Origin of the sequence: Pseudomonas corrugata, assembly GCF_001269905.1 — a bacterium.
Taxonomy (GTDB): domain Bacteria; phylum Pseudomonadota; class Gammaproteobacteria; order Pseudomonadales; family Pseudomonadaceae; genus Aquipseudomonas; species Aquipseudomonas corrugata.
The window spans coordinates 133,618-157,484 of record NZ_LHVK01000006.1; the positions used below are offsets into that span (position 1 = coordinate 133,618).

Genomic DNA, 23,867 nt, shown 5'->3' on the forward strand with positions numbered 1-23,867 from the left:
GGTCAGCTCTGTGGGAGCGAGCCTGCTCGCGAAGCGGTGGATCAGCCTGCATGGATGTCGACTGACGCACCGCTTCGCGAGCAGGCTCGCTCCTACAGGGGGATGGGATTGAGTTTTGAGGGGGGCGCGCTACTTCTGCGCCATGGCCTTGTCCCAGCCTGGAATCTTGAACACCCAAAATGAGCCACCCTGTGCCACGGGCTTGGTCAGCTCCGCCATGTCGCCGCCCCACAACGGCACGGCGCCGCCATAACCGACAGTCACGCCGATGTACTGCTCGCCGTCCTGTTCCCAGGTGATGGGCGGAGAGACGATGCCGCTGCCGGTCTGGAATTTCCACAGCTCCTTGCCGGTCCTGGCATCGAACGCCTTGAAGAAGCCGTCACCAGTACCGGTGAACACCAGGTTGCCCTTGGTCGCCAATACGCCGGCCCACAGTGGCAGAGGCTCCTGATGCTCCCAGACGACCTTGCCGGTGGTGGGGTTCATCGCCCGCAGGCTGCCGACGTGATCGTCGTACATGCGCTTGATGCGAAACCCCATGCCGAGGTAGGCCGAACCTTTCTTGTAATTCACCTCCTCGGTCCAGTATTCCTCTTTCCATTGGTTGCCCGGGACGTAGAACAGCCCGGTGTCCTGGCTGTACGCCATGGGATTCCAGTTCTTGCCGCCCAGGAACGGCGGCGAGACCTCCACTGGCTTGCCCCTGGTTTCGCCAGGCAATGGCTTGGCCGGACGCTGGCCGGGGTTCTCCACGGGGCGACCGGTCTTGAGATCGATGTGGCTGGCCCAGGTGATGTTGTCGACGAAGGGGAACGCGTTCTGCAGCTTGCCGTTGTTGCGGTCCACGACGTAGAAAAAACCGTTGCGGTCGGCATGGGCGGTGGCCTTGATGATCTTGCCGTCCTTGTCCTTGTAGTCGAACAGCACGAGCTCGTTGTTGCCGGAGAAATCCCAGGCGTCGTTGGGCGTGTGCTGGTAGAACCACTTCACTTCGCCAGTGCTCGGGTCGACACCGACCTGGCCGGAGGTGTAGAGACTGTCGTAGTCGTGGGGATTGCCGTCCTTGGCTGTCCGGGCCCAGGTGTTCCAAGGGCCCGGGTTGCCCGCACCGACGATGATGGTGTTGGTCTCGGAGTCGAAACTGGCGCTCTGCCAAGGCGCGCCGCCACCGTGGCTCCAGGCTTGGACCTTACCCGTTTCGGTGGTCTTGTCGTCGGGCCAGGAGGGCGCCTTTACATCGCCGGTGGGGGTGCTGTCCTTGCCATTGAGGCGGCCCATGTGGCCCTCGACGAACGGGCGCATCCAGACTTCCTCGCCTGTGTCGGGATCGCGGGCGAACAACTGCCCGACCACGCCGAACTCATCGCCGGAACTGCCGTGGATCAGCAGCACCTTGCCGCTGGTCTTGTCCTTGATCAGCACCGGGGCACCGGTCATGGTGTAGCCGCCGGCGTGATCGCCGAACTTCTTGTTCCATACGACCTTGCCGGTGTTTTTGTCCAGGGCGACTACGCGCGCATCCAGGGTGCCGAAGTAGATCTTGTCGCCATAGATGGCCGCGCCACGATTGACCACGTCGCAGCACGGGCGAATGTTGTCCGGCAGCCGGTGGTTGTAGGTCCACAAGCGCTTGCCGGTCCTGGCGTCGAGGGCGAATACCCGCGAATAGGAACCGGTGACGTAGACCACGCCGTCGCTGACGATGGCCTGGGATTCCTGGCCGCGCTGCTTCTCGTCGCCGAATGAGTAGGACCAGGCCGGGGTCAGCTTGAACACGTTCTTGTCGTTGACCTGGGCCAGCGGGCTCCAGCGCTGGGCGTTGGTGCCCATACCGTATTGCAGCACGTCCTTGGTGGTCAGGTGATCGTTGGCAATGTCTTCCCAACTCACCCCTGACGTAGCGGCGCTGGCCAGGGGGCTCAACGAAAGGCTGCCGGCCAGCAGCAAGGCATGCATGGCGACAGCCAGGGTGCAGGGGGCGGGTAGCGTTTTTATTGTCATGGTGGGGGTTCCCAGTGAAAGGTTTTGGCCTGACTAGGTTGGGTCGCACCGGGGCCTGGCCGATACGGAAAAGATCCCGCCTTTGCCGGGAAGACTTCCCGAACCGCCAGTCTTTGCGACCTGCGTCGGATGGCCTGCTACCAAGGAACTAGGACCCGGCCACCAAAGCAGCATTCGGCTTGCGTGGCACGGTTCCTAAGATGACGGCACGGCCTCTGTAGAGAGGTCAGCGTGCAATCCAGAGGGCATAACAATGACAACAAAACGCAACGCCATCATCGCTACCGCGCTGCTGATGGGGCTGACCGGCGCAGGCTCTGTATGGGCCCATGGCAACGTAGTGCCCCAGGCAGTGGAAACCAAGGGACTGACCCCGATCAAGGACGCCGGCGTAGCCGTGGACGGCGACGGTTGGGCTACGACAAACCCCTATCGTAACTCCCCTGAACATGACCGGGCCCTGGAAATCGGCTCATCGGCCTATAACCAGAACTGTGCAGCCTGTCATGGCTTGGAAGCCAAGTCTGGCGGCATCGCCCCCGACCTGCGTCTGTTGGACGCCGCCGAGGCCGGGGACGAGTGGTTCGTTGAACGGGTGCGTCACGGAGCGGTACGCGACGGCCGGGTCTACATGCCCAAAATGGCCGACTATCTGAGCCAGGAGGCCTTATGGGCGGTGCGCACCTATCTTGACAGCGTGCATGTCGAGGAGTGATCGCCATGCGTCTGTTCGTGTGGGTGATCTGCGGCGTACTGCTGTGTAGCCAGGCCGTACAGGCGCAAGTGCGCAGCTACGATCAGATGATCGCCGCCGGTGAGTTGAAGGTTGCGGTCTACAAGGACTTCGCGCCATACAGCTTCGAAGCCGACGGCCAGCCCAGGGGCGTTGATGTGGAACTGGCCCAGGCCTTGGCGAAGACGCTGGGTGTGCGCCTGAAACTGATATGGGCGCCACCCGGCGAGAAGCTTGATGACGATTTGCGCGATTACATCTGGCGCAGCAGTCCGCTGCATGACCGTCAACTGGCCGATCTGATGATGCGCGTACCCTACGACCACGATTACGTGCAAAGACGCAATGATATCGGTGAACTGGAGAACGCCCAGGTAGTGATGTTCGGCCCTTACCAGCAGGAATGCTGGCAGGTGGCTTATGACCACCGGCGATTGGATTCGGTGGGCAGCGTTGCGGTGTTCCAGCAGCACCCCATCGGGGTTGAAGTGGACAGCGTGCCTTCGTTCTATCTGACGTCGGTATTCAACGGCATGCTCAGCGCCAGAACCCGTCACTACCCCAGCGTCGGCCAGGCGTTCAAAGCCATGCAGGCCGGGGAAGTCGACGCCGTCATGGCCATGCGCGGGGAGGTCGACTGGCAGGTCCACGAGGCGGCCGATCCGCAATTGGCCCTGGCGGAAAATGCCTACCCGAACATGGGCAAGCAGCGTTGGGAAATCGGCATGGCGGTGCATGAGAGCAACCGGCAGCTGGCCTATGCAGTGGAAGAGGCGCTGGAAGGTCTCATCCGCGACGGCAGCCTCAAGGCGGTCTACGCCCATTACGGCCTGCGTTACGACGTGCCGGAAATGTACCAATAGGAGCGCAGGGATGAAATGGCTCGCGTGCTGTCTGTTGGGGGTCGGCTTGCCGATGATGACGCTGGCGGCGGTCGAGCCGGGAAAGGATCCGGTTCCGTCGGTGATGTGGGCGTTCTATCACAAGCAACTGCTGGGTGACGCACCGTTCGTGTTCGACGAACGGGTCCGGCTGCTGGCGCCGCCCTTTGCCGAAGATGCGCGTCAGGTGCCGCTGGAAATCGATGCCCGCGCCTTTACCGGTGACGTGGTCCGGATGCTGGCCTGGGCTGAGCTCAATCCGCTGCCCAGGATCGTCGATTTCCAGCCGGGGGAGCGGGTGTTGCCCTGGCTGTCGATCCGCATACGCATCGAGCAGGCCACACCATTGCGCGCCGCCGTGCAGACCCGCGACGGCCTGTGGCACGTCGGCTCGACCCTGATCGACGCGGCCGGCGGTGGCTGTACGGCGCCGAGCGTGGTGCGAACCCAGCCGGGCTGGGAAGAGCACTTGGGCGAAGTACTCGGCGCCCGTTATCCACGAGGCGACATCAGCCGCCTGCGCTTGCAGGTGGCCCATCCGATGGACAACGGCCTGGTAAGCGGCATTCCTGAGTTTTTCCTCAACCAGGCTCAATTGCTGGACGCCGACGGCCAAGTGCTGGCGCGCCTTGAGCTGTTCCCGGCGGTCAGCGAAAACCCCAACCTGGGCTTCGACGTACAAGGCCCCGGGCAGACCCGCCTGATGTTGCGCGACAACGGTGGCAATCAATTCGAGGCGGCGATCCCCTGACCCCAAGGAGCGCGCCATGCGCTGGATGTTATTGATCTGCTTGTGCCTGCCGGCGTGGGCCTGCGCGGATTATTCGCTCAAGCCCCGGCAGATTGCCGAGGGCACATGGCTGCTGGAAGGCAGCACCGAGAATTTCGCCAAGGCCAACGGTGGCAACATCGTCAACACCGGCTTCATCGTCACCGATGTCGGCGTGGTGGTGATCGATACCGGACCGTCGAAGCGTTACGGGGAGGCCCTGCGCCAAGTCATTGCGGCGACCACGGGCAAACCGGTGGTCCAGGTACTGTTGACCCATCATCATCCAGATCATGTGCTGGGCAACCGGGCTTTCAGCGACGTACCTATCGGTGCGCTTGCAGGCACCACGGACCTGCTCCGCCAACAGGGCGATGCCATGGCGGAAAACATGTACCGGTTGGTAGGTGACTGGATGCGTGGCACCGAGGTGGTGTTGCCGACCCAGGTATTGGCTCCGGGTACGCTGAAGGTGGGCAATCATTCGTTGCGACTACTGCAACTGGCCGGGCACACCGGGGCTGACCTGGCGATCCTGGACGAAACCACCGGCGTGCTGTTCGCCGGTGACCTGGTGTTCTACGAGCGTGCCCTGACCACGCCAAACAGCCCGGGACTGGAGGTCTGGCTCAATGACCTGGACACCCTGCAGGCCTTGCCCTGGAAACTGATCGTCCCCGGCCATGGCCCGGTGGCGAGCGATGCCGGGCCCTTTGCGCAGATGCGCGACTACCTGGGCTGGCTCGATCAATTGATGCGCGACGGCGCGGCCCGTGGCGATGACATGGCCGAGATGATCCGCAGCCCCATTCCCGAGCGCTTTGCCGGGATCAGCCTGAGCCGCTATGAGCTGATTCGCAGTGTCAGTCATCTTTATCCGCGGTATGAGCGGGTGGGGATGAAGCGGGTGGAAGTCCCTCTCTGTGGGGGCAAGGCTTGCCCGCGATGAAGACACCGCGGTCTATTTGAAACCGAGGTGTTTTCATCGCGAGCAAGCTTTGCTCCCACAGCAAACTCCCTCGCCACAAGGGATTGTGTGTGTGTCTTACATGTACCAAGGAACTAGAAAACTCAACACAGCGTGCAATTGTTGGCAACGGCCCCGAGCCCAAGAATCTGTGCCAGACCGGGAAAAATTCCCGGGTATAACAATAACCGCAGAGGTAGCCGTCATGACTCATCCCGCACGTCGCCAACCCTTCGCCGTGAGCCTGCTGCTCAGTGCCATGCTGCTGTCCGGTTCGGCCTTGGCCGCCGTGACCGATCAGGAAATTCTCCAGGACCCGAAGAACCCGCAACAGATCGTCACCAACGGCCTTGGTGTCCAGGGCCAGCGCTACAGCCCGCTCGATACCCTCAATGTCAATAACGTCAAGGAACTGCGGCCGGTCTGGGCGTTCTCCTTCGGCGGCGAAAAACAGCGCGGCCAGCAGGCCCAGCCGATGATCAAGGATGGGGTGATGTACCTCACCGGATCCTATTCGCGGGTGTTCGCGGTGGACGCGCGTACCGGCAAGAAGCTCTGGCAGTACGACGCGCGCCTGCCCGATGACATCCGTCCCTGCTGCGACGTGATCAACCGTGGCGTGGCGTTGTACGGTGACCTGGTGTTCTTCGGTACCCTCGATGCCAAGCTGGTCGCCTTGAACAAGGACACCGGCAAGGTGGTATGGAGCAAGAAGGTCGCCGATCACAAGGAAGGTTACTCCATCAGCGCCGCCCCCATTGTCGTCAACGGCAAGCTGATCACCGGCGTGGCGGGCGGCGAGTTTGGCGTGGTGGGCCAGATCAGCGCGTTCGATCCGAAAAACGGTGACCTGCTGTGGACCCGTCCGACCGTGGAAGGCCATATGGGCTACGTCTACAAGGACGGCAAGGCCATCGAGAACGGCATCTCCGGTGGCGAGGCCGGCAAGACCTGGCCGGGAGACCTCTGGAAAACCGGCGGCGCTGCGCCCTGGCTGGGCGGCTACTACGATCCGGAAACCAATCTGCTGCTGTTCGGCACCGGTAACCCGGCCCCGTGGAACTCCCACCTGCGTCCTGGCGACAACCTTTATTCCTCGTCGCGACTTGCCCTTAATCCGGACGACGGCACCATCAAGTGGCACTTCCAGAGCACGCCCCACGACGGTTGGGACTATGACGGCGTCAACGAGCTGATCTCCTTCAACTACAAGGAAGGCGGCAAGGAGATCAAGGCAGCGGCCACCGCTGACCGTAACGGCTTCTTCTACGTGCTCGATCGCACCAACGGCAAGTTCATCCGTGGCTTCCCGTTCGTCGACAAGATCACCTGGGCCACCGGCCTGGACAAGGACGGTCGGCCGATCTACAACGAGGCCAGCCGGCCCGGCGCGCCGGGCAGCGAAGCCAAGGGCAGCTCGGTGTTCGTTGCTCCGGCGTTCCTCGGCGCGAAGAACTGGATGCCGATGGCCTACAACAAGGACACCGGACTGTTCTACGTGCCTTCCAACGAGTGGGGCATGGACATCTGGAACGAGGGCATCGCCTACAAGAAAGGCGCGGCGTTTCTCGGGGCCGGGTTCACCATCAAGCCGCTGAACGAGGATTACATCGGCGTACTGCGGGCCATCGATCCGAAGACCGGCAAGGAAGTCTGGCGCCACAAGAACTACGCGCCGCTGTGGGGCGGGGTGCTGACCACCAAGGGCAACCTGGTCTTCACCGGCACGCCTGAAGGGTTCCTCCAGGCCTTCAACGCCAAGACCGGGGAGAAAGTCTGGGAATTCCAGACCGGCTCCGGCGTACTCGGCTCGCCGATTACCTGGGAAATGGACGGCGAGCAGTATGTCTCCGTGGTTTCGGGTTGGGGCGGCGCCGTGCCGTTGTGGGGCGGTGAAGTGGCCAAGCGGGTGAAGGACTTCAACCAGGGCGGGATGCTCTGGACCTTCAAGCTGCCGAAGGATCTGGTGGCCAAGCGTTGAGTTGAAGCAGAGCAGGGCGCTGTCTCTGTGGTGAGACAGCAACCTGTGGGAGCACGGCTTGCCCGCGATGGAGACGCCTCGGTTTCAGGATGAGCCGCGTCAACTTCATCGCGGGCAAGCCTTGCTCCCACAGAACAACAGCGCCGATTCCAGCTTTCCGCACTCCAACCCACAAATCTACGACCAAATAACGAGAGCCCCTCCTGCCAACGACGCATTCGTCCGGCAGGCGGGGCTCTCTACCATCGGCCTATCGCCTGTCCCGTGACAGGCATCGACCAGGCAGAGGCCCATCATGATCTACGCACAACCCGGAACCCCAGGCGCCGTCGTTTCCTTCAAGCCGCGCTATGGCAACTTCATCGGTGGCGAATTCGTCGCACCGGTGCATGGCGAATACTTCACCAACACATCACCGGTCAATGGCCAGGTGATCGCTGAATTCCCGCGCTCCAGCGCCGCTGACATCGACAAGGCCCTGGACGCAGCCCATGCCGCCGCCGATGCCTGGGGCAAGACGTCGGTACAGGACCGCTCCCTGGTGCTGCTGAAGATCGCCGACCGTATCGAGCAGAACCTGGAGATCCTCGCTGTCAGCGAAACCTGGGATAATGGCAAGGCCGTGCGCGAAACCCTCAACGCCGACGTACCGCTGGCGGCCGATCACTTCCGTTATTTCGCCGGTTGCATCCGCGCCCAGGAAGGCGGCGCGGCCGAGATCAACGAGTTGACCACCGCTTACCATTTCCATGAACCGCTGGGTGTGGTCGGGCAGATCATTCCATGGAACTTCCCGCTGCTGATGGCGGCCTGGAAGCTCGCGCCAGCCCTGGCGGCGGGCAACTGCATCGTGCTCAAGCCAGCGGAACAGACGCCGCTGTCGATCATGGTTTTTGCAGAACTGATCGCCGACCTGCTGCCGGCCGGTGTATTGAACATCGTCCATGGTTTTGGTCGCGAAGCTGGTGAAGCCCTGGCGACCAGCAAGCGTATCGCCAAGATCGCTTTTACCGGTTCCACCCCGGTGGGCTCGCACATCATGAAGTGCGCCGCCGAGAACATTATCCCGTCCACCGTGGAACTGGGCGGCAAGTCGCCGAACATCTTCTTCGAAGACATCATGCAGGCCGAGCCGGCGTTTATCGAGAAGGCGGCCGAAGGCCTGGTGCTGGCGTTCTTCAACCAGGGCGAAGTCTGCACCTGCCCATCCCGCGCGCTGGTGCAGGAGTCGATCTATGCACCGTTCATGGCCGAAGTCATGAAGAAAATCGCCAAGATCAAACGTGGCAACCCACTGGATACCGAAACCATGGTCGGCGCCCAGGCGTCCGAACAGCAATACGACAAGATCCTTTCGTACCTGGACATCGCCCGCGAGGAGGGTGCCGAACTGCTGACCGGCGGCGCGGCCGAGCGTCTGGAGGGCGACTTGTCGAGTGGCTACTACATCCAGCCGACCCTGCTCAAGGGCCACAACAAAATGCGCGTGTTCCAGGAGGAAATCTTCGGCCCGGTGGTGGGCGTGACCACCTTCAAGGACGAGGCCGAAGCCCTGGCGATCGCCAACGACAGCGAGTTCGGCCTCGGCGCCGGCCTGTGGACCCGCGACATCAACCGCGCCTACCGCATGGGCCGGGCGATCAAGGCCGGGCGCGTCTGGACCAACTGCTACCACCTGTACCCGGCGCACGCCGCGTTCGGTGGCTACAAGAAGTCCGGCGTGGGTCGTGAAACCCACAAGATGATGCTCGATCACTACCAGCAGACCAAGAACCTGCTGGTGAGCTATGACATCAACCCGTTGGGCTTTTTCTAACTTTCGGAAACAGCGCTGAACCCTGTGGGAGCGAGCCTGCTCGCGATGAAGCCGGATCAGTCGACAGTTGTGTTGGCCGACCTGCCGCCATCGCGAGCAGGCTCGCTCCCACATTTGATGTGTAGGACCTGCTACCAACGCACCCCATCCACCGCTTCGAAAGTAGCATTCGAACCCACGGCACCCTGTGCATTAATGACCTTGCCGGAATCGCCCGGTACAAGAAGAGGAAAGACCCATGTGGACTAAACCCGCGTACACCGACCTGCGTATCGGCTTCGAAGTGACGATGTATTTCGCCAATCGATGAGTGTCGGCCCGGCCTGATGCGTTCAGGCCGGGCTACCCATTGGTCTGATTGCATTCGCGGCGGGATGCTTTAGGCTCTGGGTATCCAACACAATAAGAACAGGCTTACCAATGAGCCATGCACCTGTAAAGATGAGCCTCAGCCCGCTGCGCAAGTTCGTTTCACCTGAAATCATGTTCGGCGCCGGTTGCCGGCACAATGTCGGTAATTACGCCCAGACCTTCGGCGCCCGCAAGGTGTTGGTGGTCACCGATCCCGGCGTCATCGCCGCCGGCTGGGTGGGGGATGTCGAGTCAAGTCTCCAGGCCCTGGGTATCGATTACTGCATCTACAGCGACGTTTCGCCCAATCCCCGGGTCGAGGAAGTGATGCTCGGTGCCGAGTTGTACCGGGAAAACCACTGTGACGTCATCGTCGCAGTCGGTGGCGGCAGTCCCATGGACTGCGGCAAAGCCATCGGGATCGTCGTCGCCCATGGCCGCAATATCCTCGAGTTCGAAGGCGTCGACACCCTGCATGTGCCCAGCCCACCGCTGATCCTGATTCCCACCACTGCCGGAACTTCGGCCGATGTCTCGCAGTTCGTGATCATCTCCAACCAGCAGGAGCGCATGAAGTTTTCCATTGTCAGCAAGGCCGCCGTGCCGGACGTCTCGCTGATCGACCCGGAAACCACACTGAGCATGGACCCGTTCCTGTCGGCCTGTACGGGCATCGACGCGCTGGTGCACGCTATCGAGGCTTTCGTCTCCACCGGTCATGGCCCGCTCACCGACCCCCATGCGCTGGAGGCGATGCGGCTGATCAACAGCAACCTGGTGCAGATGATCGCTAACCCGGGCGACGTCGCCCTGCGGGAAAAGATCATGCTCGGCAGCATGCAGGCCGGGCTGGCGTTCTCCAATGCCATTCTCGGTGCCGTGCACGCCATGTCCCACAGCCTGGGGGGCTTTCTGGACCTGCCCCATGGGTTGTGCAACGCGGTGTTGGTGGAGCATGTCGTGGCATTCAACTACACCTCGGCGCCGGACCGTTTCAAGGTAATCGCCGAGACGCTGGGCATCGACTGCCGTGGATTGAATCATCGGCAGATCCGCACTCGATTGGTGGAACACCTGATTGCGCTCAAGCGCACCATCGGTTTCCACGAAACCCTGGGACTGCACGGGGTGAGTACTTCGGATATTCCTTTCCTGTCGCAGCATGCGATGCATGATCCGTGCATCCTCACCAACCCTCGGGAGTCGAGCCAGCGGGATGTCGAGGTCGTTTATGGCGAAGCCCTCTGACGAACAGCAAAGAGCCCTGGCCGGGCTGCTGGGGCTGGGCAATCATTCGACGCGCAAGAGCCATTATCCCGAGCTGGCGGCGCGTCTGGAGGATCTGGAGCTGGCCCGCCAGCGCCTGCAACAACTCAACGACCAGTTGGAACAGCGGGTGGCCGAGCGCACCGATGAACTGCTGGAAGCCAATCACAACCTCCAGCAGCAGATCGCCCAGCGCAAGCTCGTCGAGCAACAGTTGCGCGACGCCCGCGACGCCGCACAGGCCGCCAACCGCAGCAAGGACAAGTACCTGGCCGCCGCCAGTCACGACCTGCTCCAGCCGCTCAACGCCGCGCGCCTGCTGATCGCCACGCTGCGCGAGCGTCAGTTGCCGAACCCTGAGCAGGTCCTGGTGGAGCGCACTCACCAGGCCCTGGAGGGCGCGGAAGATCTACTCACCGATCTGCTGGATATCTCCCGGCTGGACCAGGCTGCGGTTCGCCCGGACATCGCGTCCTATCGACTGGACGAGTTGCTGGCGCCGTTGGTTTCCGAGTTTCAATCGGTGGCGGGCGCCGCGGGGCTGGAGTTGCGCGCGCGTTTTGGCGAAGAAGTGGTCATGACCGATCTGCGTCTGCTGACGCGTATCTTGCGCAATCTGCTCAGCAACGCCTGCCGCTACACGGACCAGGGCGGCATTCTCCTGACCGCCAGGCGCCGGGGAGGGCGCTTGAGCCTGGAAGTCTGGGACACGGGGCGCGGTATTGCCGCCGACTGCCTGGAGTCGATTTTTCTCGAATTCAATCAGTTGGACGTGGGCCGGGCGGCGGACCGCAAAGGTGTGGGACTGGGATTGGCGATTGTCGAACGCATCGCTCATATCCTGGGCTATCGGGTCCAGGTGCGTTCCCGGCCAGGGCGCGGCTCGGTGTTCAGCATCGACGTGCCGCTGTCGGATGAAAAACCGCTGCCGTTGTCCGAGACGCCCGTCCAGGCGATTACCGGCAACCCGTTGCCCGGACGCCGGCTGCTGGTGATCGACAATGAACTCAGCATCCTGCAAAGCATGGCTGCACTGCTGGGGCAGTGGGGCTGCGACGTGCTGACCGCCACCGACGAAGCGGCCGCTATCGAAGTGCTGCAAGGCCAAGCACCAGAGCTTATCCTGGCGGATTTCCATCTGGATCATGGTGTGGTCGGCTGCGAGGTGGTCAAGCACCTGCGTGAGCGTTTCCACCAGACCATCCCGGCCGTGATCATCACCGCCGACCGCAGCGACCAGTGCCGCCGGGCCTTGCGCAAACTGAATGCGCCGCTGCTCAACAAACCGGTCAAGCCGGGCAAGTTGCGGGCGGTGTTGAGCCAGTTGCTGGGCTAGCCTCCACCGCAAACACCTTGTGGGAGCGAGCCTGCTCGCGATGGCGGCGGCATGTCTAACATCAATGTAAACTGACCCACCGCTATCGCGAGCAGGCTCGCTCCCACAGGGTTTTGCAAGTAACCCTCAAATTTTTTCGAGCTGAAGACCGCCATCAAAACGCCGCCATTTGGTCGGCGTTTTCGTCCCGAATGAAAAAAGAGGCTTCGGTCTGGTTATTTCATTCTGTAAACTCCCCCCGCTGCGACAATCGGGCACGGCCACGCCTGCCCCGATCGAGTGGCCTGTGCGGCTAATTTGTGTACTCAAATCAACCATACAGGCCACTAGACGTTTTGCAGTGTCCCTCACCCAGCTGAAGCCAAGACCTACAAGAAGTCAGTGCCGGAGAGACATAAAACTTGAGGCCGCCGTTTCGCGCGGTCCTGTAGGTCCATCCTCCAGTCCATTCGAACCCGTCATGCTGGTTTTCCCGGCCATGGGCTTGGTTTGTCCTTGAACAGACCGGAGGGTGGAATGGCGTTCCATCCTAGGGATACACACATGTTGAAGAAAACACACACGGCGCTGCTGGGCCTGGCGATGGCGATGGGTCTTGCGACCACGCACGCCGCCGAGGCAAATAAAGTGGACGTCCTGCTCATTGGTGGGGGCATCATGAGCTCGACACTCGGCGTCTGGCTCAATGAGCTGGAGCCGGGCTGGACCATGGAAATGGTCGAGCGCCTGGACGGTGTTGCCGAAGAAAGCTCCAACGGCTGGAACAATGCCGGTACCGGTCACTCCGCGTTGGCCGAGCTGAACTACACGCCGGAAGACAAGGACGGCAAGGTCGAGATCGCCAAGGCCATCGAGATCAACGAAGCCTTCCAGATCTCCCGTCAGTTCTGGTCCTGGCAGGTCAAGAACGGCGTGCTGAAGAACCCGCGCTCGTTCATCAACTCCACGCCGCACATGAGTTTCCTGTGGGGCGACGACAACATCGCTTTCCTGAAGAAGCGCTACGAAGCCCTCCAGGCCAGCCCGTTGTTCGCCGGTATGCAGTACTCCGAAGACCCCGCGCAGATCAGCAAGTGGGTTCCGCTGATGATGCAAGGGCGTGATCCGAGCCAGAAAGTCGCGGCCACCTGGAGTCCACTGGGTACCGACGTGAACTTCGGTGAAATCACCCGCCAGTTTGCCGCTTACCTGCAAACCAGGCCGAACTTCTCGCTGAAACTGTCCAGCGAAGTGGAAGACATCACTCGCAATGAAGACGGCACCTGGCGCGTGTCCTACAAGAACCTGAAGGACGGTACCGAAACCGAGACCGACGCCAAGTTCGTGTTCATCGGTGCTGGCGGCGGAGCCTTGCACCTGCTGCAGAAGTCCGACATCCCGGAAGCCCGCGAATACGCCGGCTTCCCGGTGGGTGGTTCGTTCCTGGTCACCGAAAACCCGACCGTCGCCCAACTGCACATGGCGAAGGCCTATGGCAAGGCTTCGGTTGGTGCGCCACCGATGTCGGTTCCGCACCTGGACACCCGCGTGCTCGATGGCAAGCGTGTGATTCTGTTTGGCCCGTTCGCGACCTTCTCCACCAAGTTCCTGAAGAACGGTTCGTACTTCGACCTGCTGACCAGCACCACGACTCACAACGTCTGGCCGATGACCAAGGTCGGTATCGAGCAGTACCCACTGGTCGAATACCTGGCCGGCCAGCTTATGCTGTCGGATGAGGATCGTTTCAATGCGCTGAAGGAGTACTTCCCGGAAGCCAAGCAGGAAGACTGGCGCCTGTGGCAGGCCGGCCAGCGTGTGCAGATCATCAAGCGTGACGAGGAGAAGGGCGGCGTCCTGAAGCTCGGCACTGAAGTGGTTGCCTCCCAGGACGGCAGCATCGCCGGCCTGTTGGGTGCATCGCCAGGCGCCTCGACCGCCGCCCCAATCATGCTGAGCGTGCTGGAGAAGGTCTTCAAGGACAAGGTCGCCAGCCCGGCCTGGCAGGAAAAACTGCACCAGATCGTGCCAAGCTACGGCACCAAGCTCAACGAGAGCCCTGAGCGCGTGGCGCAGGAGTGGGCTTACACCAGCCAGGTCCTGCAACTGGATCCGCCGCCGGCGATCGGCAAGCCAGGCGTCCCTGCGGCACCGGCAAAGCCTGCTGTCAAAAGCGACGGCAACCCGGCGGCCGACATGGCGTTGTAAGCCGGATACGGTCTGGTGATATACAAGAACGCCGCTCATTGAGCGGCGTTTTTTATTGGCAAATCAGCGGTGCGCCGCGGTCGCGGGCGCGTCCCGAAAGCGTCGGTCAAAATCCTCCGCCAACTGCGCCAGGGTAATGCTGCCCAAGCGCTTGAGCAGCAATGCCTGGGCCTCATCGAAGGCGTCGGTCAATGCCCCGTTGACCGCTTGTTCTACCAGACATTGGGGGTGGTCAGTGGACAGGCCGATGGAAAAAATCGAGGTACTGCCCAAGGCCTGGTGGATGTCGAGCAAGGTCATGTCCGACAGGGGCTTGCTCAGGGTCCAGCCGCCCCGATGACCTTTTTCCGAGGTGACATAGCCCTGTTCCTTGAGCAACGCCATGGTCCTGCGCACCACCACCGGATTGGTGCCCAGCATCTGGGCGATGGTGTCCGAGGTGGCGGATTGTTGGTGACGGTCCATGTGGATCAGGACGTGGAGCATGCGGGACAGGCGAGTGTCGGTTCTCATGATGGGCGTGGTTTCTGTGGCTTCGGCAGGTGCGAGTATCGCCTGTAATTGTAAAAGTTACGAGATCGTTGACAGGCGCTTTTCAAGGAACTTACGATGTGTCGAGACTTTCCATTCGTCGACACTTCCCTTGGAGATCGATCATGCACTACGACGTCATCATTGCAGGCGGCAGTTACGCCGGTATGTCCGCAGGGCTTCAACTGGCCCGCGCCCGGCGCAAGGTGTTGCTGATCGATGCCGGCCTGCGTCGCAACCGATTCGCCGCGACCTCCCACGGCTTTCTTGGCCAGGACGGCCGGGCGCCCGGTGACATCGTTGATGATGCCCGTGCCCAGCTCATGGCCTACTCGACCGTAGAATGGCTTTCGGACACCGCTATCAGTGCCACTCCCCAGGCAGGTGGCTTCACCCTGGAAACCGCCCAGGGCCAATGCTACAGCGCCCGGCGTCTGCTATTGGCCACGGGAGTCATCGATGATCTGCCCGAGGTTGAAGGGCTGGCGGAGCGTTGGGGCAAGAGCGTTTTCCATTGCCCTTACTGTCACGGTTATGAACTGCAGCAAGGACCTATTGGCGTATTGGCGACTTCAGAAATGTCGTTGCACCATGCGCTGATGCTTCCGGACTGGGGGCCCACCACGTTCTTTCTCAATGGCGCCTTCGAGCCAGACGCGCCACAGCGGGCGAGTCTCGGGCAGCGGGGCGTTACCCTGGTATCTGAACGTATCGAACGCATTGAGGGGGAACGGGCCAATGTCGCCCTGGCAGATGGCCAGGTAGTGGCGATCGATGGTTTGTTTGTCCTGCCACGCACCCGTGTGGCCGGCTCGCTGGCTGCGTCCCTTGGCTGCGATCTGGAAGACGGCCCGCTCGGGGCCTTTATCCAGACCGATCTCACCCGCGAAACCAGCGTACCGGGGGTGTTTGCCTGCGGCGACGCGGCGATGCCATTCGGGTCGGTCGCGCTCTCCGTCGGCGATGGGGTGAGGGCAGGATCGGGGGTGCATCGGTCATTGATATTTGCGAAGGAGTGAGGCCAGGGCCGCAACGCGGCCCCACTGGAGCTCTATTGAGTGCCGAACATGGCGGTCCAGTAGATGCCCGCATCACTCTTCGGGTCCACGGCGTAACCTGCACCCAGTTCGCGAAACTTCGGATTCATCAGGTTGGCGCAATGTCCCGGACTGGCCAGCCAACCGTCCACCACTTTCAGGGCAGTGTCCTGTCCGGCGGCGATGTTCTCGCCGATCAACTGGCCCAGATAGCCGGCCAGCTCGGCGCGGTCACCTGGCATGCGGCCATCGCGGTCCTTGTGGTCGAAGAAGTTGTTGTTCGCCATGGCTCGGGTGTGCGTCACAGCGGCAAGGGCCAGGGTGGCGTTCCAGGACAGTGGCGTGGTCGCCTCGAACGCCTCGCTCCCGCACCGGCGTGGCTGGGCACGAGCGCTATTGATCAGCTTCAGCAGCTTCTGGCCTTCGGTTTGCCAGTCCGCCAGGCGTGCCGACAACAAGGGGCGCGCCAGCACAATGCGCCATTCGCGATCCAGGCGGCTGACGCCGATGTCGACAAACTGCGGGTCCAGCACCACCTGGCAAAAACTTTCCTGTATGGCTTTCATCGCCGATTGCGCGTTGCGCGGCCCGGACAGGCTGATTGCCTGAACATTGACCATCGGATAGGCCGTGCGTGCCAGCGCTTGCTGCAGGTCGCCAATGCCGTTGGCCGACAGGATCAGCCGCGAGTCCATCGCCAACGGCGGCAATTCCAGGGATGCCTGGTCCGAGCAGCTCTGGGATTGGCTGCGATACAGGTTGATGGACTCGATCAGTTGCGTCTCTTCGGTAGCCACGGCACCGACGGTGAACGCCAGCCCCAGTGACAGCACGGCCAGGCGCAGGATGGATGAAATGGCACGCATGTAAATCTCCCTTGAGCGGACGGCGCCTATGATGCGCAATTTTTTGCCCCACTGGGGCAACGGTATTCACGCTCTTTTGAAATCCCGGAACAGTACCGTCTGGTACTGGTTGGGACAATCCTCATGTAGTGGGATCAGTTTTCTGCCGAATAAGTCCACGATTGTCGTTTCAAAGCCATAAAATCCGGAAGAACAGCCCGGCGCCAGTGGTGTACGTGAAGGGATAAGGGAGGCCGTCATGTTGAAAACGATTGAGCAGCAGGCCAGCGCATCGCTGCGTCAGCGGATGGAAAAGGCCGGGTGCGCCTTCGATTTTCTCGTGTGCGCCCTTGACGCCGGTGAGGCGATCACCCCTGCGTATCACCGCCAGGCCGTGGATCAATTATTCCTCGCCATCAAGCATCTGTGGCTGGAGCGACATCGCCAGATGATCCTCGATCCCCGCTGCGCCGGCGCGACGCCTCCCGACATGGCCTGGGACCTGGACATGGCCATGGCGAAGCCTCTGAACCGGCAAGAGATCGCGCAACTCATGGACGCCGACAAGCATGCGCATAACCCGCCACCGTTCGCCTTGTATGAGGCCTTTTGCGAGCCGCCTTACGGTACCCGCTTCAGCGACGGCGACTCAGAAGTGCTGTTCAGGGAGTGGCTCGACCTGCTCGGGCTTGAAGCCGGTGTCGAGGTGGAGGTACTGAACTGGGTCGATAATTTCAACGTCAACTGGCTGGCCAGCGACGAACCCGATCCCGCACGGGATCCCTGGAGTGACTATTTCGACGACGGTCTGCAGTGGTGGGGCGTTTGGTGCCTGAGTGTCTGGAATCCCCAGCGCCGCACACTCAGCGTGTTGGCGGCCAGCATTACGGATTGAACAGTCGCAAGCCTGGATGTGTATAAAGCGAGACATGTGAGTGTGAAATCACCTGTGGCGAGGGAGCAGGCTCCCTGGCCACAGAAGGACCTTCACAACGAAGATTGAGGCAATCAACGCACTGCCTGCGCCCCACTTGGCGGCATTGCGCGAACCATCACACTGATTGCGGCCAACGCCGCGATCAACAACCCTGGCGAAGTCGCCAATAATACCCCCGTAGTTCCCGCTCCGGCAGCCAGGATCTGTCCGGCAGCCAAGGGGCCTGCGACTGAACCCAGCCTGCCGATGGCAACCGCCGCGCCGACGCCGGTGGCACGTACGGCTGTCGGATAAGAGGGAGGCGCCAGGGCGTACAGCACCAGTTGCGCGGCCATGACAAACAGGCCGGCGCAGAATCCGGCGATGGCCATCGGTATGATACCGACCGACAAGCCAACCCCGGCCAGGGCGCTCAACAACCCGGCATAGACGAACAGCACCACCCTGACCCCATCGCAACGGTCCAGCAGCAGGCCGCCAAGCAACGAGCCTAGGGCTCCGCCAATATTGAACAGCATCTGTACCAACCCGGCCTGGGGCTTGCTGAAACCTTGTTCCAGCAGTAACGACGGCAGCCAGTTGAGCAGCATGTACATGACCGTCAGTGTGAAGAAATAACTCATCCACAGCGCGAGGGTGGTGCGTCCCCGCCCGTCCCCGAACAGCGCCTGGCCAGTAGAACCGCGGGCCTCAGCTCCGACATCCCGCGCCTGGCGAAAGGCGCTGGACTCCGGCAGCCACAGCAGCATCAGCGGTACCACCAGCAGTGGCGCCAGGCCGCCGATGAGGAAAGTCATCTGCCAATGTTCACCAAACAGCATCGCGACCACGGCCGCCAACGCCCCCCCCAGCGGTACGCCCGCGTACATCACGCTGATGGCCGTGCCCCGTCGCTGTTCGCCCACGGCCTCGGCGCACAGGGCGATCAGGTTGGGCAGGGCGGCGCCAAGACCCAGGCCCGTCATGAAACGCACCATCAGCAGGCTGGAGTACTGCTCGACATGAGCGGTGCCGAGGGAGAACACACCGAACAGCAGCACAGCACCGACAAGGATCTTCTTGCGGCCGATGCGATCCGCAATCCAGCCCCCGAAAAAGGCCCCGGGTAGCAGCCCGATGATTCCCGCGCTGAACACCCAGCCCATCATTTTCGGGTCCAGCACAAAAGTCTGCCGCAGGCCGGCAGCCGCGGTGCCGGCCGATTGCAGGTCGAAACCCTCAATCAGAGCAACGATGAAACACAAGGCGATGGTCAGCGTCGCACGACGCGCCGGATGGTTCATGACAAGTCCTCTTATTGTTTTTGTCAGGGACTGGCTTTCAGCCAGCCGGAAAGGAGAATTCAGATTAACAAACCTAACTAAAAAATGAATGGTGTCGATTTGTGGCGTTATTGAGCGTAGATCACTAATAAAAACAGTAGGTTGGGATCTAATTTAGGAAGAATCGAAAAAATGGTTAATGATATTAATGTTCGATTATCGGTCATTGCGGATTGACGGGGAGGGGACTCGGTTTCCATTCTCCTGCTCCGGGCTCCCTCAAACCGTAGGGGACCGCTAAAAAACAACAACAATAAAAGGACTTCGAACATGCCGAACCTTGTCCGGGGGGCTTGTGCAGCATCCCCAGCTACACGTCTCGCTCATCTGCTGGTCCTGGGGCTGAGCCTGTCTTCGGCCACTTCGTCGGCCGCGGGATTGATCGACGACAGCCACGGCACCCTGACCCTGCGCAACTACTACATGGACCGCGATTACAAGGACGACGGCGCCAAGACGGCGACCAGGGAATGGGCCCAAGGGGCGATCATGAACATGGAGTCGGGCTTCACGCCCGGCGCCCTCGGTTTCGGCGTCGACGCCCGGGGACTGCTGGGGATCAAGCTCGACTCTTCGCCCGATCGCAGCGGTACCGAACTGCTGCCGGTGTCCAGCAGCGACAAGCGCGCTGCGGACGAGTACTCACGCCTGGCCCTGACCGGCAAGCTGCGCTTTGGTCAGACCCTGGTGAAGACCGGCGATGTGTCGATTTTCTTGCCGTTTGCGTTCGCCAGCCCGTCACGGTTGCTGCCGCAGACCTTCCGCGGCACGACGCTCAGTTCCAAGGACATTGAAGGGCTGACGCTGAACACCGGCTACATCGATCGCATCAACCGGCGCGACTCCACCGACTACCAGCCAATGAGCATCGCCTCACCCAATCGCCGCTTCAACGGCGCGGCCACTGCATCCCACATGGTGTATGCCGGCGGCGATTACCAGATCAACAAAGACCTCAGCTTGCGCGCCTATCACGCCGAGGTGGCGGATCTCTATCAGCAGGACACCCTGGCGTTGCTGCATAACCTGACCTTGGGTGACGGCGTCTTGACTACGGATGTGCGCAGCTTTTTCAGTCGTGAGGACGGTGCCGCCAAGGCCGGCAAGGTGGACAATCGCAATGTTTCGGCGCTGGTCGGCTATCGCTGGGGCGGCCATCGGGTCAGCGTGGGCTACATGCACGCCAGTGGAGATACCGCCACGCCCTATGTGTCCGGCACCGAGTTGATGGGCTTGAGCGAGATGACCATGAGTTCGGATTTCCTCAATGCCCGGGAGCGCACCTGGCAGGCTATCCACGACTACGACTTCGCCGCAGTCGGGGTGCCCGGGCTGAGAACGCGCTTGCGTTATGTGCGCGGTGACCACATTGACCTGGCCGCCCTTGGTGCCGATGACCGCAAGGAGCGTGAGTTTCAGATGGAGCTGGGGTATGTGATCCAGAGCGGTCCGTTGAAGGGTGTCGGGTTGCTGGCGCGCAAGTCGATCTACCGCAATGACTTTCCGGGCAGCGCGGCGTTTCGCGATGAGAACCAGACTCGGTTCCTGGTGACGTACAGCGTGCCCATTTGGTAACAGCCAAACTTTCTTGTGGTGAAAATATCTGTGGGAGCAAAGCTTGCTCGCGAAACAGGCGCCTCGATTTCTGACAGACCGCATCGCCCTTGTCGCGGGCAAGCCTTGCTCCCACACCTCCAGCACCACAAAAGCATCCTGCTACTGATAGACCTTCTTCAACAACCGCAACAATTCTTCCCGCTCCGCACCGGAGAGGGCAGCCGTGGAGTCGAGGTCGCTCTGGGCGGCGATCTGCTTGAGTTCCTTGAGCAGGGTTTCGCCGGTCTTGCTCAGGAATATCCCATAGGAGCGCTTGTCGGGCTTGCAGCGCACCCGCACGGCCAGCGCACGGCTTTCCAGCTTGTTCAACAGCGGCACCACTTGCGGCGGTTCGATCGCCAGGGCCTTGGCCAGGTCGGCCTGCATCAGGCCGGGGTTCTGGTCGATGATCGCCAGCGCCGAGAACTGTGCCGGCCGCAGATCATGAACGGCCAGTTGGCTGATGAGGTTCTGGAACAGTTTCAGTTGGGCGCGACGCAGGGCGTAACCGATCAGGTCATCCAGCGCGGAGTCCAGCGGCGCCGGCGCAGTGCCGCCGTCAGTCACGATCCCGGCGGGTTCGGCAAGCTTGGAAGACTTGGCCATCGAAAAAAGCATCCTCAAGGTAAATTATTAACAAGGCTATCCAGTTTGCCGAGGTTATGCCCCGATGGCTACGGTCGATTAAACATTCGTTGACCGAGCGCGTCATTTTTGTGAACGGACATACTTGGGTAAATCGATTAATAGTTAATTGACATAACTAGTTTTGCGGTTTAGCTTTTGCTCATCTTCAGCCGAGAACTAGAGAGCACGTGTCATGAGCAATTACGAAGGTCGCTGGACAACGGTCAAAGTCGACGTCGAGGAAGGCATCGCCTGGGTCACCCTCAATCGCCCGGAAAAACGCAATGCGATGAGCCCGACCCTTAATCGCGAGATGATCGACGTATTGGAAACCCTGGAACAGGATCCAGCCGCCGGCGTACTCGTGCTGACCGGAGCCGGTGATGCCTGGACCGCCGGCATGGATCTCAAGGAGTATTTCCGCGAGGTGGACGCAGGCCCGGAAATTCTTCAGGAGAAGATCCGCCGCGAAGCCTCCCAATGGCAGTGGAAGTTGCTGCGCATGTACGCCAAGCCGACCATTGCCATGGTCAACGGCTGGTGCTTCGGTGGCGGCTTCAGCCCGCTGGTGGCCTGCGACCTGGCGATCTGCGCCGACGAAGCGACGTTCGGCCTGTCGGAAATCAACTGGGGCATCCCGCCCGGCAACCTCGTCAGCAAGGCCATGGCCGATACCGTGGGGCATCGCCAGTCGCTGTACTACATCATGACCGGCAAGACCTTCGGTGGGCAGAAAGCCGCCGAGATGGGGCTGGTCAACGAAAGCGTACCCCTGGCGCAGTTGCGTGAAGTCACGATAGAGCTGGCGCGCAACCTGCTGGAGAAAAACCCGGTGGTACTACGGGCGGCCAAGCACGGCTTCAAGCGTTGCCGCGAACTGACCTGGGAGCAAAACGAAGATTACCTGTACGCCAAGCTCGACCAGTCGCGCCTGCTGGACAAAGAGGGCGGTCGCGAACAAGGGATGAAGCAGTTCCTCGACGACAAGAGCATCAAGCCGGGCCTGCAGGCCTACAAGCGCTGAGACGAAGGCGCAGCGGGTGGCTCCAGAAGCGCCCGCAGGCTGTTCGTCAAAGGCCCTTGGCGCTACCGTGAACGTATTCCCGATAAAGACAATAAAGAGGAATCACCATGCTGGACGTGCCCCTGTTGATCGGCGGCCAGTCGTGCCCCGCCCGTGACGGTCGGACTTTCGAGCGTTGCAATCCGGTGACTGGAGAAGTGGTGTCCCGTGTGGCCGCCGCCACGGTGGAAGACGCCGACGCGGCCGTGGCCGCCGCGCATGCCGCGTTTCCCGCCTGGGCCGCGCTGGCCCCCAACGAACGTCGCAGCCGTCTGCTGCGGGCGGCCGAGCAGTTGCAGGCCCGCAGCGCTGAGTTCATCGCCGCCGCCGGCGAAACCGGCGCCATGGCCAACTGGTATGGCTTCAATGTGCACCTGGCGGCGAACATGCTGCGCGAAGCCGCCGCCATGACCACTCAGATCAACGGCGAGATCATTCCTTCGGACGTGCCCGGCAGTTTTGCCATGGCCCTGCGCCAGCCCTGCGGCGTGGTGCTGGGCATTGCACCATGGAATGCCCCGGTGATTCTCGCCACCCGCGCGATCGCCATGCCCCTGGCCTGCGGCAACACCGTGGTGCTCAAGGCGTCGGAGATCAGCCCGGCGGTGCACCGCTTGATCGGCCAGGTGCTGCAGGACGCCGGGTTGGGTGATGGTGTGGTCAACGTGATCTGCAATGCGCCTGCGGACGCTGCGGTGATCGTTGAGCGACTGATCGCTAACCCGGCGGTGCGCCGCGTCAACTTCACCGGTTCGACCCACGTCGGGCGTATCGTAGGTGAGTTATCGGCCCGTCACCTCAAGCCGGCGCTGTTGGAACTGGGCGGCAAGGCACCGTTTCTCGTGCTGGATGACGCCGACCTGGACGCCGCGGTGGAAGCGGCTGCCTTCGGGGCGTACTTCAACCAGGGCCAGATCTGCATGTCCACCGAGCGTCTGATCGTGGACGCGAGCGTGGCCGATGCCTTCGTTTCCCGGCTGAAAGCGAAAATCGCCACGTTGCGTGCCGGTGATCCAGCCAGCGGTGATTCGGTGCTGGGCTCTCTGGTCGACGTCAGTGCCGGTCAGCGCATCAAGGGCATGATCGACGATGCCCTGGCCAAAGGCGCCACGCTGGTGGCGGGCGGCCAGTTGGAGGGCAGCATTCTGCAACCGACCCTGCTCGATGGGGTGACGCCGGACATGCGCCTGTACCGTGAAGAGTCCTTTGGTCCGGTGGCGGTGTTGCTGCGCGGCAGCGGTGACGAAGCCTTGCTCCGCCTGGCCAACGATTCCGAATTCGGCCTGTCGGCGGCCATTTTCAGCCGCGACACCAGCCGGGCACTGGCCTTGGCCCAACGGATCGAATCGGGCATCTGCCATATCAACGGTCCGACCGTGCACGACGAGGCGCAGATGCCCTTCGGCGGGGTCAAGTCCAGCGGTTACGGCAGTTTTGGCGGCAAGGCGTCCATCGAGCATTTTACCCAGTTGCGCTGGGTGACACTGCAGAACGGTCCCCGGCATTACCCGATCTGATATCCATCGCATCGCGGGCGGCAGAGTCTCGAAACGTCGCCCCGATGCAGGCCAGACATAACAATAACAAGGTCGCAGCCAGACGCTGCCACGTTCCGCTC

At 61.7% G+C, this 23,867-nt stretch carries 20 protein-coding genes; 15 read left to right on the forward strand and 5 right to left on the reverse strand.

Annotated features, from left to right (window positions below; genetic code table 11):
- Positions 1 to 129: 129 nt before the first annotated feature.
- Positions 130 to 2,004, reverse strand: coding sequence for a quinoprotein ethanol dehydrogenase (gene exaA / locus AD665_RS08785; RefSeq protein WP_053191754.1), 1,875 nt, complete (start codon positions 2,002 to 2,004; stop codon positions 130 to 132).
- 253 nt (positions 2,005 to 2,257) lie between these two features.
- Here exaA and pedF point away from each other — a divergent pair, with 253 nt between their 5' ends.
- The 10 genes from pedF to mqo all read left to right on the forward strand — a co-directional run bounded on the left by pedF (position 2,258) and on the right by mqo (position 14,291).
- On the forward strand, positions 2,258 to 2,719 hold the full coding sequence (gene pedF, locus AD665_RS08790) for a cytochrome c-550 PedF (protein WP_024777710.1): 462 nt from the start codon (positions 2,258 to 2,260) through the stop codon (positions 2,717 to 2,719).
- A 5-nt stretch (positions 2,720 to 2,724) separates the two neighbouring features.
- A complete protein-coding gene (locus AD665_RS08795) occupies positions 2,725 to 3,600 on the forward strand; it encodes a substrate-binding periplasmic protein (protein ID WP_024777709.1) in 876 nt (291 codons plus the stop codon).
- A gap of 10 nt (positions 3,601 to 3,610) precedes the next feature.
- Positions 3,611 to 4,369: a quinoprotein dehydrogenase-associated SoxYZ-like carrier gene (locus AD665_RS08800; protein WP_024777708.1), complete on the forward strand. Its 759-nt coding sequence runs from the start codon at positions 3,611 to 3,613 to the stop codon at positions 4,367 to 4,369.
- Between the two features lie 16 nt (positions 4,370 to 4,385).
- Positions 4,386 to 5,336 (forward strand): quinoprotein relay system zinc metallohydrolase 1, encoded by a 951-nt coding sequence (locus tag AD665_RS08805; RefSeq protein WP_053191756.1) that lies wholly within the window; start codon positions 4,386 to 4,388, stop codon positions 5,334 to 5,336.
- Between the two features lie 223 nt (positions 5,337 to 5,559).
- Positions 5,560 to 7,335: a PQQ-dependent alcohol dehydrogenase PedH gene (gene pedH / locus AD665_RS08810; protein ID WP_024777706.1), complete on the forward strand. Its 1,776-nt coding sequence runs from the start codon at positions 5,560 to 5,562 to the stop codon at positions 7,333 to 7,335.
- 295 nt (positions 7,336 to 7,630) lie between these two features.
- Positions 7,631 to 9,151, forward strand: coding sequence for an acetaldehyde dehydrogenase ExaC (gene exaC, locus AD665_RS08815; protein WP_053191758.1), 1,521 nt, complete (start codon positions 7,631 to 7,633; stop codon positions 9,149 to 9,151).
- 238 nt (positions 9,152 to 9,389) lie between these two features.
- Positions 9,390 to 9,461 (forward strand): pyrroloquinoline quinone precursor peptide PqqA, encoded by a 72-nt coding sequence (gene pqqA / locus AD665_RS26770; RefSeq protein WP_003243383.1) that lies wholly within the window; start codon positions 9,390 to 9,392, stop codon positions 9,459 to 9,461.
- Positions 9,462 to 9,592: 131 nt separating this feature from the next.
- Complete coding sequence (gene ercA, locus AD665_RS08820; protein WP_392396967.1) at positions 9,593 to 10,750, forward strand: alcohol dehydrogenase-like regulatory protein ErcA; 1,158 nt, start codon at positions 9,593 to 9,595, stop codon at positions 10,748 to 10,750.
- Complete coding sequence (locus AD665_RS08825) at positions 10,734 to 12,104, forward strand: ATP-binding response regulator (RefSeq protein ID WP_024777703.1); 1,371 nt, start codon at positions 10,734 to 10,736, stop codon at positions 12,102 to 12,104. The genes ercA and AD665_RS08825 overlap by 17 nt, the downstream gene beginning before the upstream one ends.
- A gap of 543 nt (positions 12,105 to 12,647) precedes the next feature.
- A complete protein-coding gene (mqo, locus tag AD665_RS08830) occupies positions 12,648 to 14,291 on the forward strand; it encodes a malate dehydrogenase (quinone) (protein ID WP_024777702.1) in 1,644 nt (547 codons plus the stop codon).
- A gap of 63 nt (positions 14,292 to 14,354) precedes the next feature.
- Here mqo and AD665_RS08835 read toward each other — a convergent pair whose 3' ends face one another.
- Positions 14,355 to 14,804, reverse strand: coding sequence for an Rrf2 family transcriptional regulator (locus AD665_RS08835; RefSeq protein WP_053191759.1), 450 nt, complete (start codon positions 14,802 to 14,804; stop codon positions 14,355 to 14,357).
- A 143-nt stretch (positions 14,805 to 14,947) separates the two neighbouring features.
- Here AD665_RS08835 and AD665_RS08840 point away from each other — a divergent pair, with 143 nt between their 5' ends.
- Entirely contained in the window at positions 14,948 to 15,841 is an 894-nt protein-coding gene (locus AD665_RS08840; RefSeq protein WP_053191762.1) for an NAD(P)/FAD-dependent oxidoreductase, read from the forward strand.
- 32 nt (positions 15,842 to 15,873) lie between these two features.
- Here AD665_RS08840 and AD665_RS08845 read toward each other — a convergent pair whose 3' ends face one another.
- Entirely contained in the window at positions 15,874 to 16,725 is an 852-nt protein-coding gene (locus AD665_RS08845) for a CAP domain-containing protein (RefSeq protein WP_024777699.1), read from the reverse strand.
- 238 nt (positions 16,726 to 16,963) lie between these two features.
- Here AD665_RS08845 and AD665_RS08850 point away from each other — a divergent pair, with 238 nt between their 5' ends.
- Positions 16,964 to 17,599, forward strand: coding sequence for a hypothetical protein (locus AD665_RS08850; RefSeq protein WP_053191764.1), 636 nt, complete (start codon positions 16,964 to 16,966; stop codon positions 17,597 to 17,599).
- A gap of 113 nt (positions 17,600 to 17,712) precedes the next feature.
- Here AD665_RS08850 and mhpT read toward each other — a convergent pair whose 3' ends face one another.
- Complete coding sequence (mhpT, locus tag AD665_RS08855; RefSeq protein ID WP_024777698.1) at positions 17,713 to 18,924, reverse strand: 3-(3-hydroxy-phenyl)propionate transporter MhpT; 1,212 nt, start codon at positions 18,922 to 18,924, stop codon at positions 17,713 to 17,715.
- Between the two features lie 309 nt (positions 18,925 to 19,233).
- On the opposite strand from mhpT, the gene AD665_RS08860 reads away from it, so the two are divergent.
- Positions 19,234 to 20,538, forward strand: a complete 1,305-nt coding sequence (locus tag AD665_RS08860; protein WP_053191765.1) for an OprD family porin — start codon at positions 19,234 to 19,236, stop codon at positions 20,536 to 20,538.
- 141 nt (positions 20,539 to 20,679) lie between these two features.
- On the opposite strand, the gene AD665_RS08865 is transcribed toward AD665_RS08860, so the two are convergent.
- Positions 20,680 to 21,165, reverse strand: a complete 486-nt coding sequence (locus AD665_RS08865; protein WP_024777696.1) for a MarR family winged helix-turn-helix transcriptional regulator — start codon at positions 21,163 to 21,165, stop codon at positions 20,680 to 20,682.
- A gap of 214 nt (positions 21,166 to 21,379) precedes the next feature.
- Between AD665_RS08865 and AD665_RS08870 the strand changes: the two genes are divergently transcribed.
- Together AD665_RS08870 and AD665_RS08875 are read left to right on the forward strand one after the other, a co-directional pair.
- Positions 21,380 to 22,210 (forward strand): p-hydroxycinnamoyl CoA hydratase/lyase, encoded by an 831-nt coding sequence (locus tag AD665_RS08870; protein WP_024777695.1) that lies wholly within the window; start codon positions 21,380 to 21,382, stop codon positions 22,208 to 22,210.
- A 107-nt stretch (positions 22,211 to 22,317) separates the two neighbouring features.
- Positions 22,318 to 23,766: an aldehyde dehydrogenase gene (locus AD665_RS08875; RefSeq protein ID WP_024777694.1), complete on the forward strand. Its 1,449-nt coding sequence runs from the start codon at positions 22,318 to 22,320 to the stop codon at positions 23,764 to 23,766.
- Positions 23,767 to 23,867 lie beyond the last annotated feature (101 nt).

Bases quoted from the DNA above. Each gene is read 5' to 3' on its own strand.
- exaC (WP_053191758.1), top strand. From the start codon at position 7,631: ATGATCTACGCACAACCCGGAACCCCAGGCGCCGTCGTTTCCTTCAAG.
- AD665_RS08845 (WP_024777699.1), bottom strand. From the start codon at position 16,725: ATGCGTGCCATTTCATCCATCCTGCGCCTGGCCGTGCTGTCACTGGGG.
- ercA (WP_392396967.1), top strand. From the start codon at position 9,593: ATGAGCCTCAGCCCGCTGCGCAAGTTCGTTTCACCTGAAATCATGTTC.
- mhpT (WP_024777698.1), bottom strand. From the start codon at position 18,924: ATGAACCATCCGGCGCGTCGTGCGACGCTGACCATCGCCTTGTGTTTC.
- AD665_RS08865 (WP_024777696.1), bottom strand. From the start codon at position 21,165: ATGGCCAAGTCTTCCAAGCTTGCCGAACCCGCCGGGATCGTGACTGAC.
- AD665_RS08800 (WP_024777708.1), top strand. From the start codon at position 3,611: ATGAAATGGCTCGCGTGCTGTCTGTTGGGGGTCGGCTTGCCGATGATG.
- AD665_RS08840 (WP_053191762.1), top strand. From the start codon at position 14,948: ATGCACTACGACGTCATCATTGCAGGCGGCAGTTACGCCGGTATGTCC.
- AD665_RS08825 (WP_024777703.1), top strand. From the start codon at position 10,734: ATGGCGAAGCCCTCTGACGAACAGCAAAGAGCCCTGGCCGGGCTGCTG.
- AD665_RS08795 (WP_024777709.1), top strand. From the start codon at position 2,725: ATGCGTCTGTTCGTGTGGGTGATCTGCGGCGTACTGCTGTGTAGCCAG.
- pedH (WP_024777706.1), top strand. From the start codon at position 5,560: ATGACTCATCCCGCACGTCGCCAACCCTTCGCCGTGAGCCTGCTGCTC.
- AD665_RS08850 (WP_053191764.1), top strand. From the start codon at position 16,964: ATGTTGAAAACGATTGAGCAGCAGGCCAGCGCATCGCTGCGTCAGCGG.
- AD665_RS08875 (WP_024777694.1), top strand. From the start codon at position 22,318: ATGCTGGACGTGCCCCTGTTGATCGGCGGCCAGTCGTGCCCCGCCCGT.
- mqo (WP_024777702.1), top strand. From the start codon at position 12,648: ATGTTGAAGAAAACACACACGGCGCTGCTGGGCCTGGCGATGGCGATG.
- AD665_RS08805 (WP_053191756.1), top strand. From the start codon at position 4,386: ATGCGCTGGATGTTATTGATCTGCTTGTGCCTGCCGGCGTGGGCCTGC.
- AD665_RS08835 (WP_053191759.1), bottom strand. From the start codon at position 14,804: ATGAGAACCGACACTCGCCTGTCCCGCATGCTCCACGTCCTGATCCAC.
- pedF (WP_024777710.1), top strand. From the start codon at position 2,258: ATGACAACAAAACGCAACGCCATCATCGCTACCGCGCTGCTGATGGGG.
- AD665_RS08860 (WP_053191765.1), top strand. From the start codon at position 19,234: ATGCCGAACCTTGTCCGGGGGGCTTGTGCAGCATCCCCAGCTACACGT.
- AD665_RS08870 (WP_024777695.1), top strand. From the start codon at position 21,380: ATGAGCAATTACGAAGGTCGCTGGACAACGGTCAAAGTCGACGTCGAG.
- exaA (WP_053191754.1), bottom strand. From the start codon at position 2,004: ATGACAATAAAAACGCTACCCGCCCCCTGCACCCTGGCTGTCGCCATG.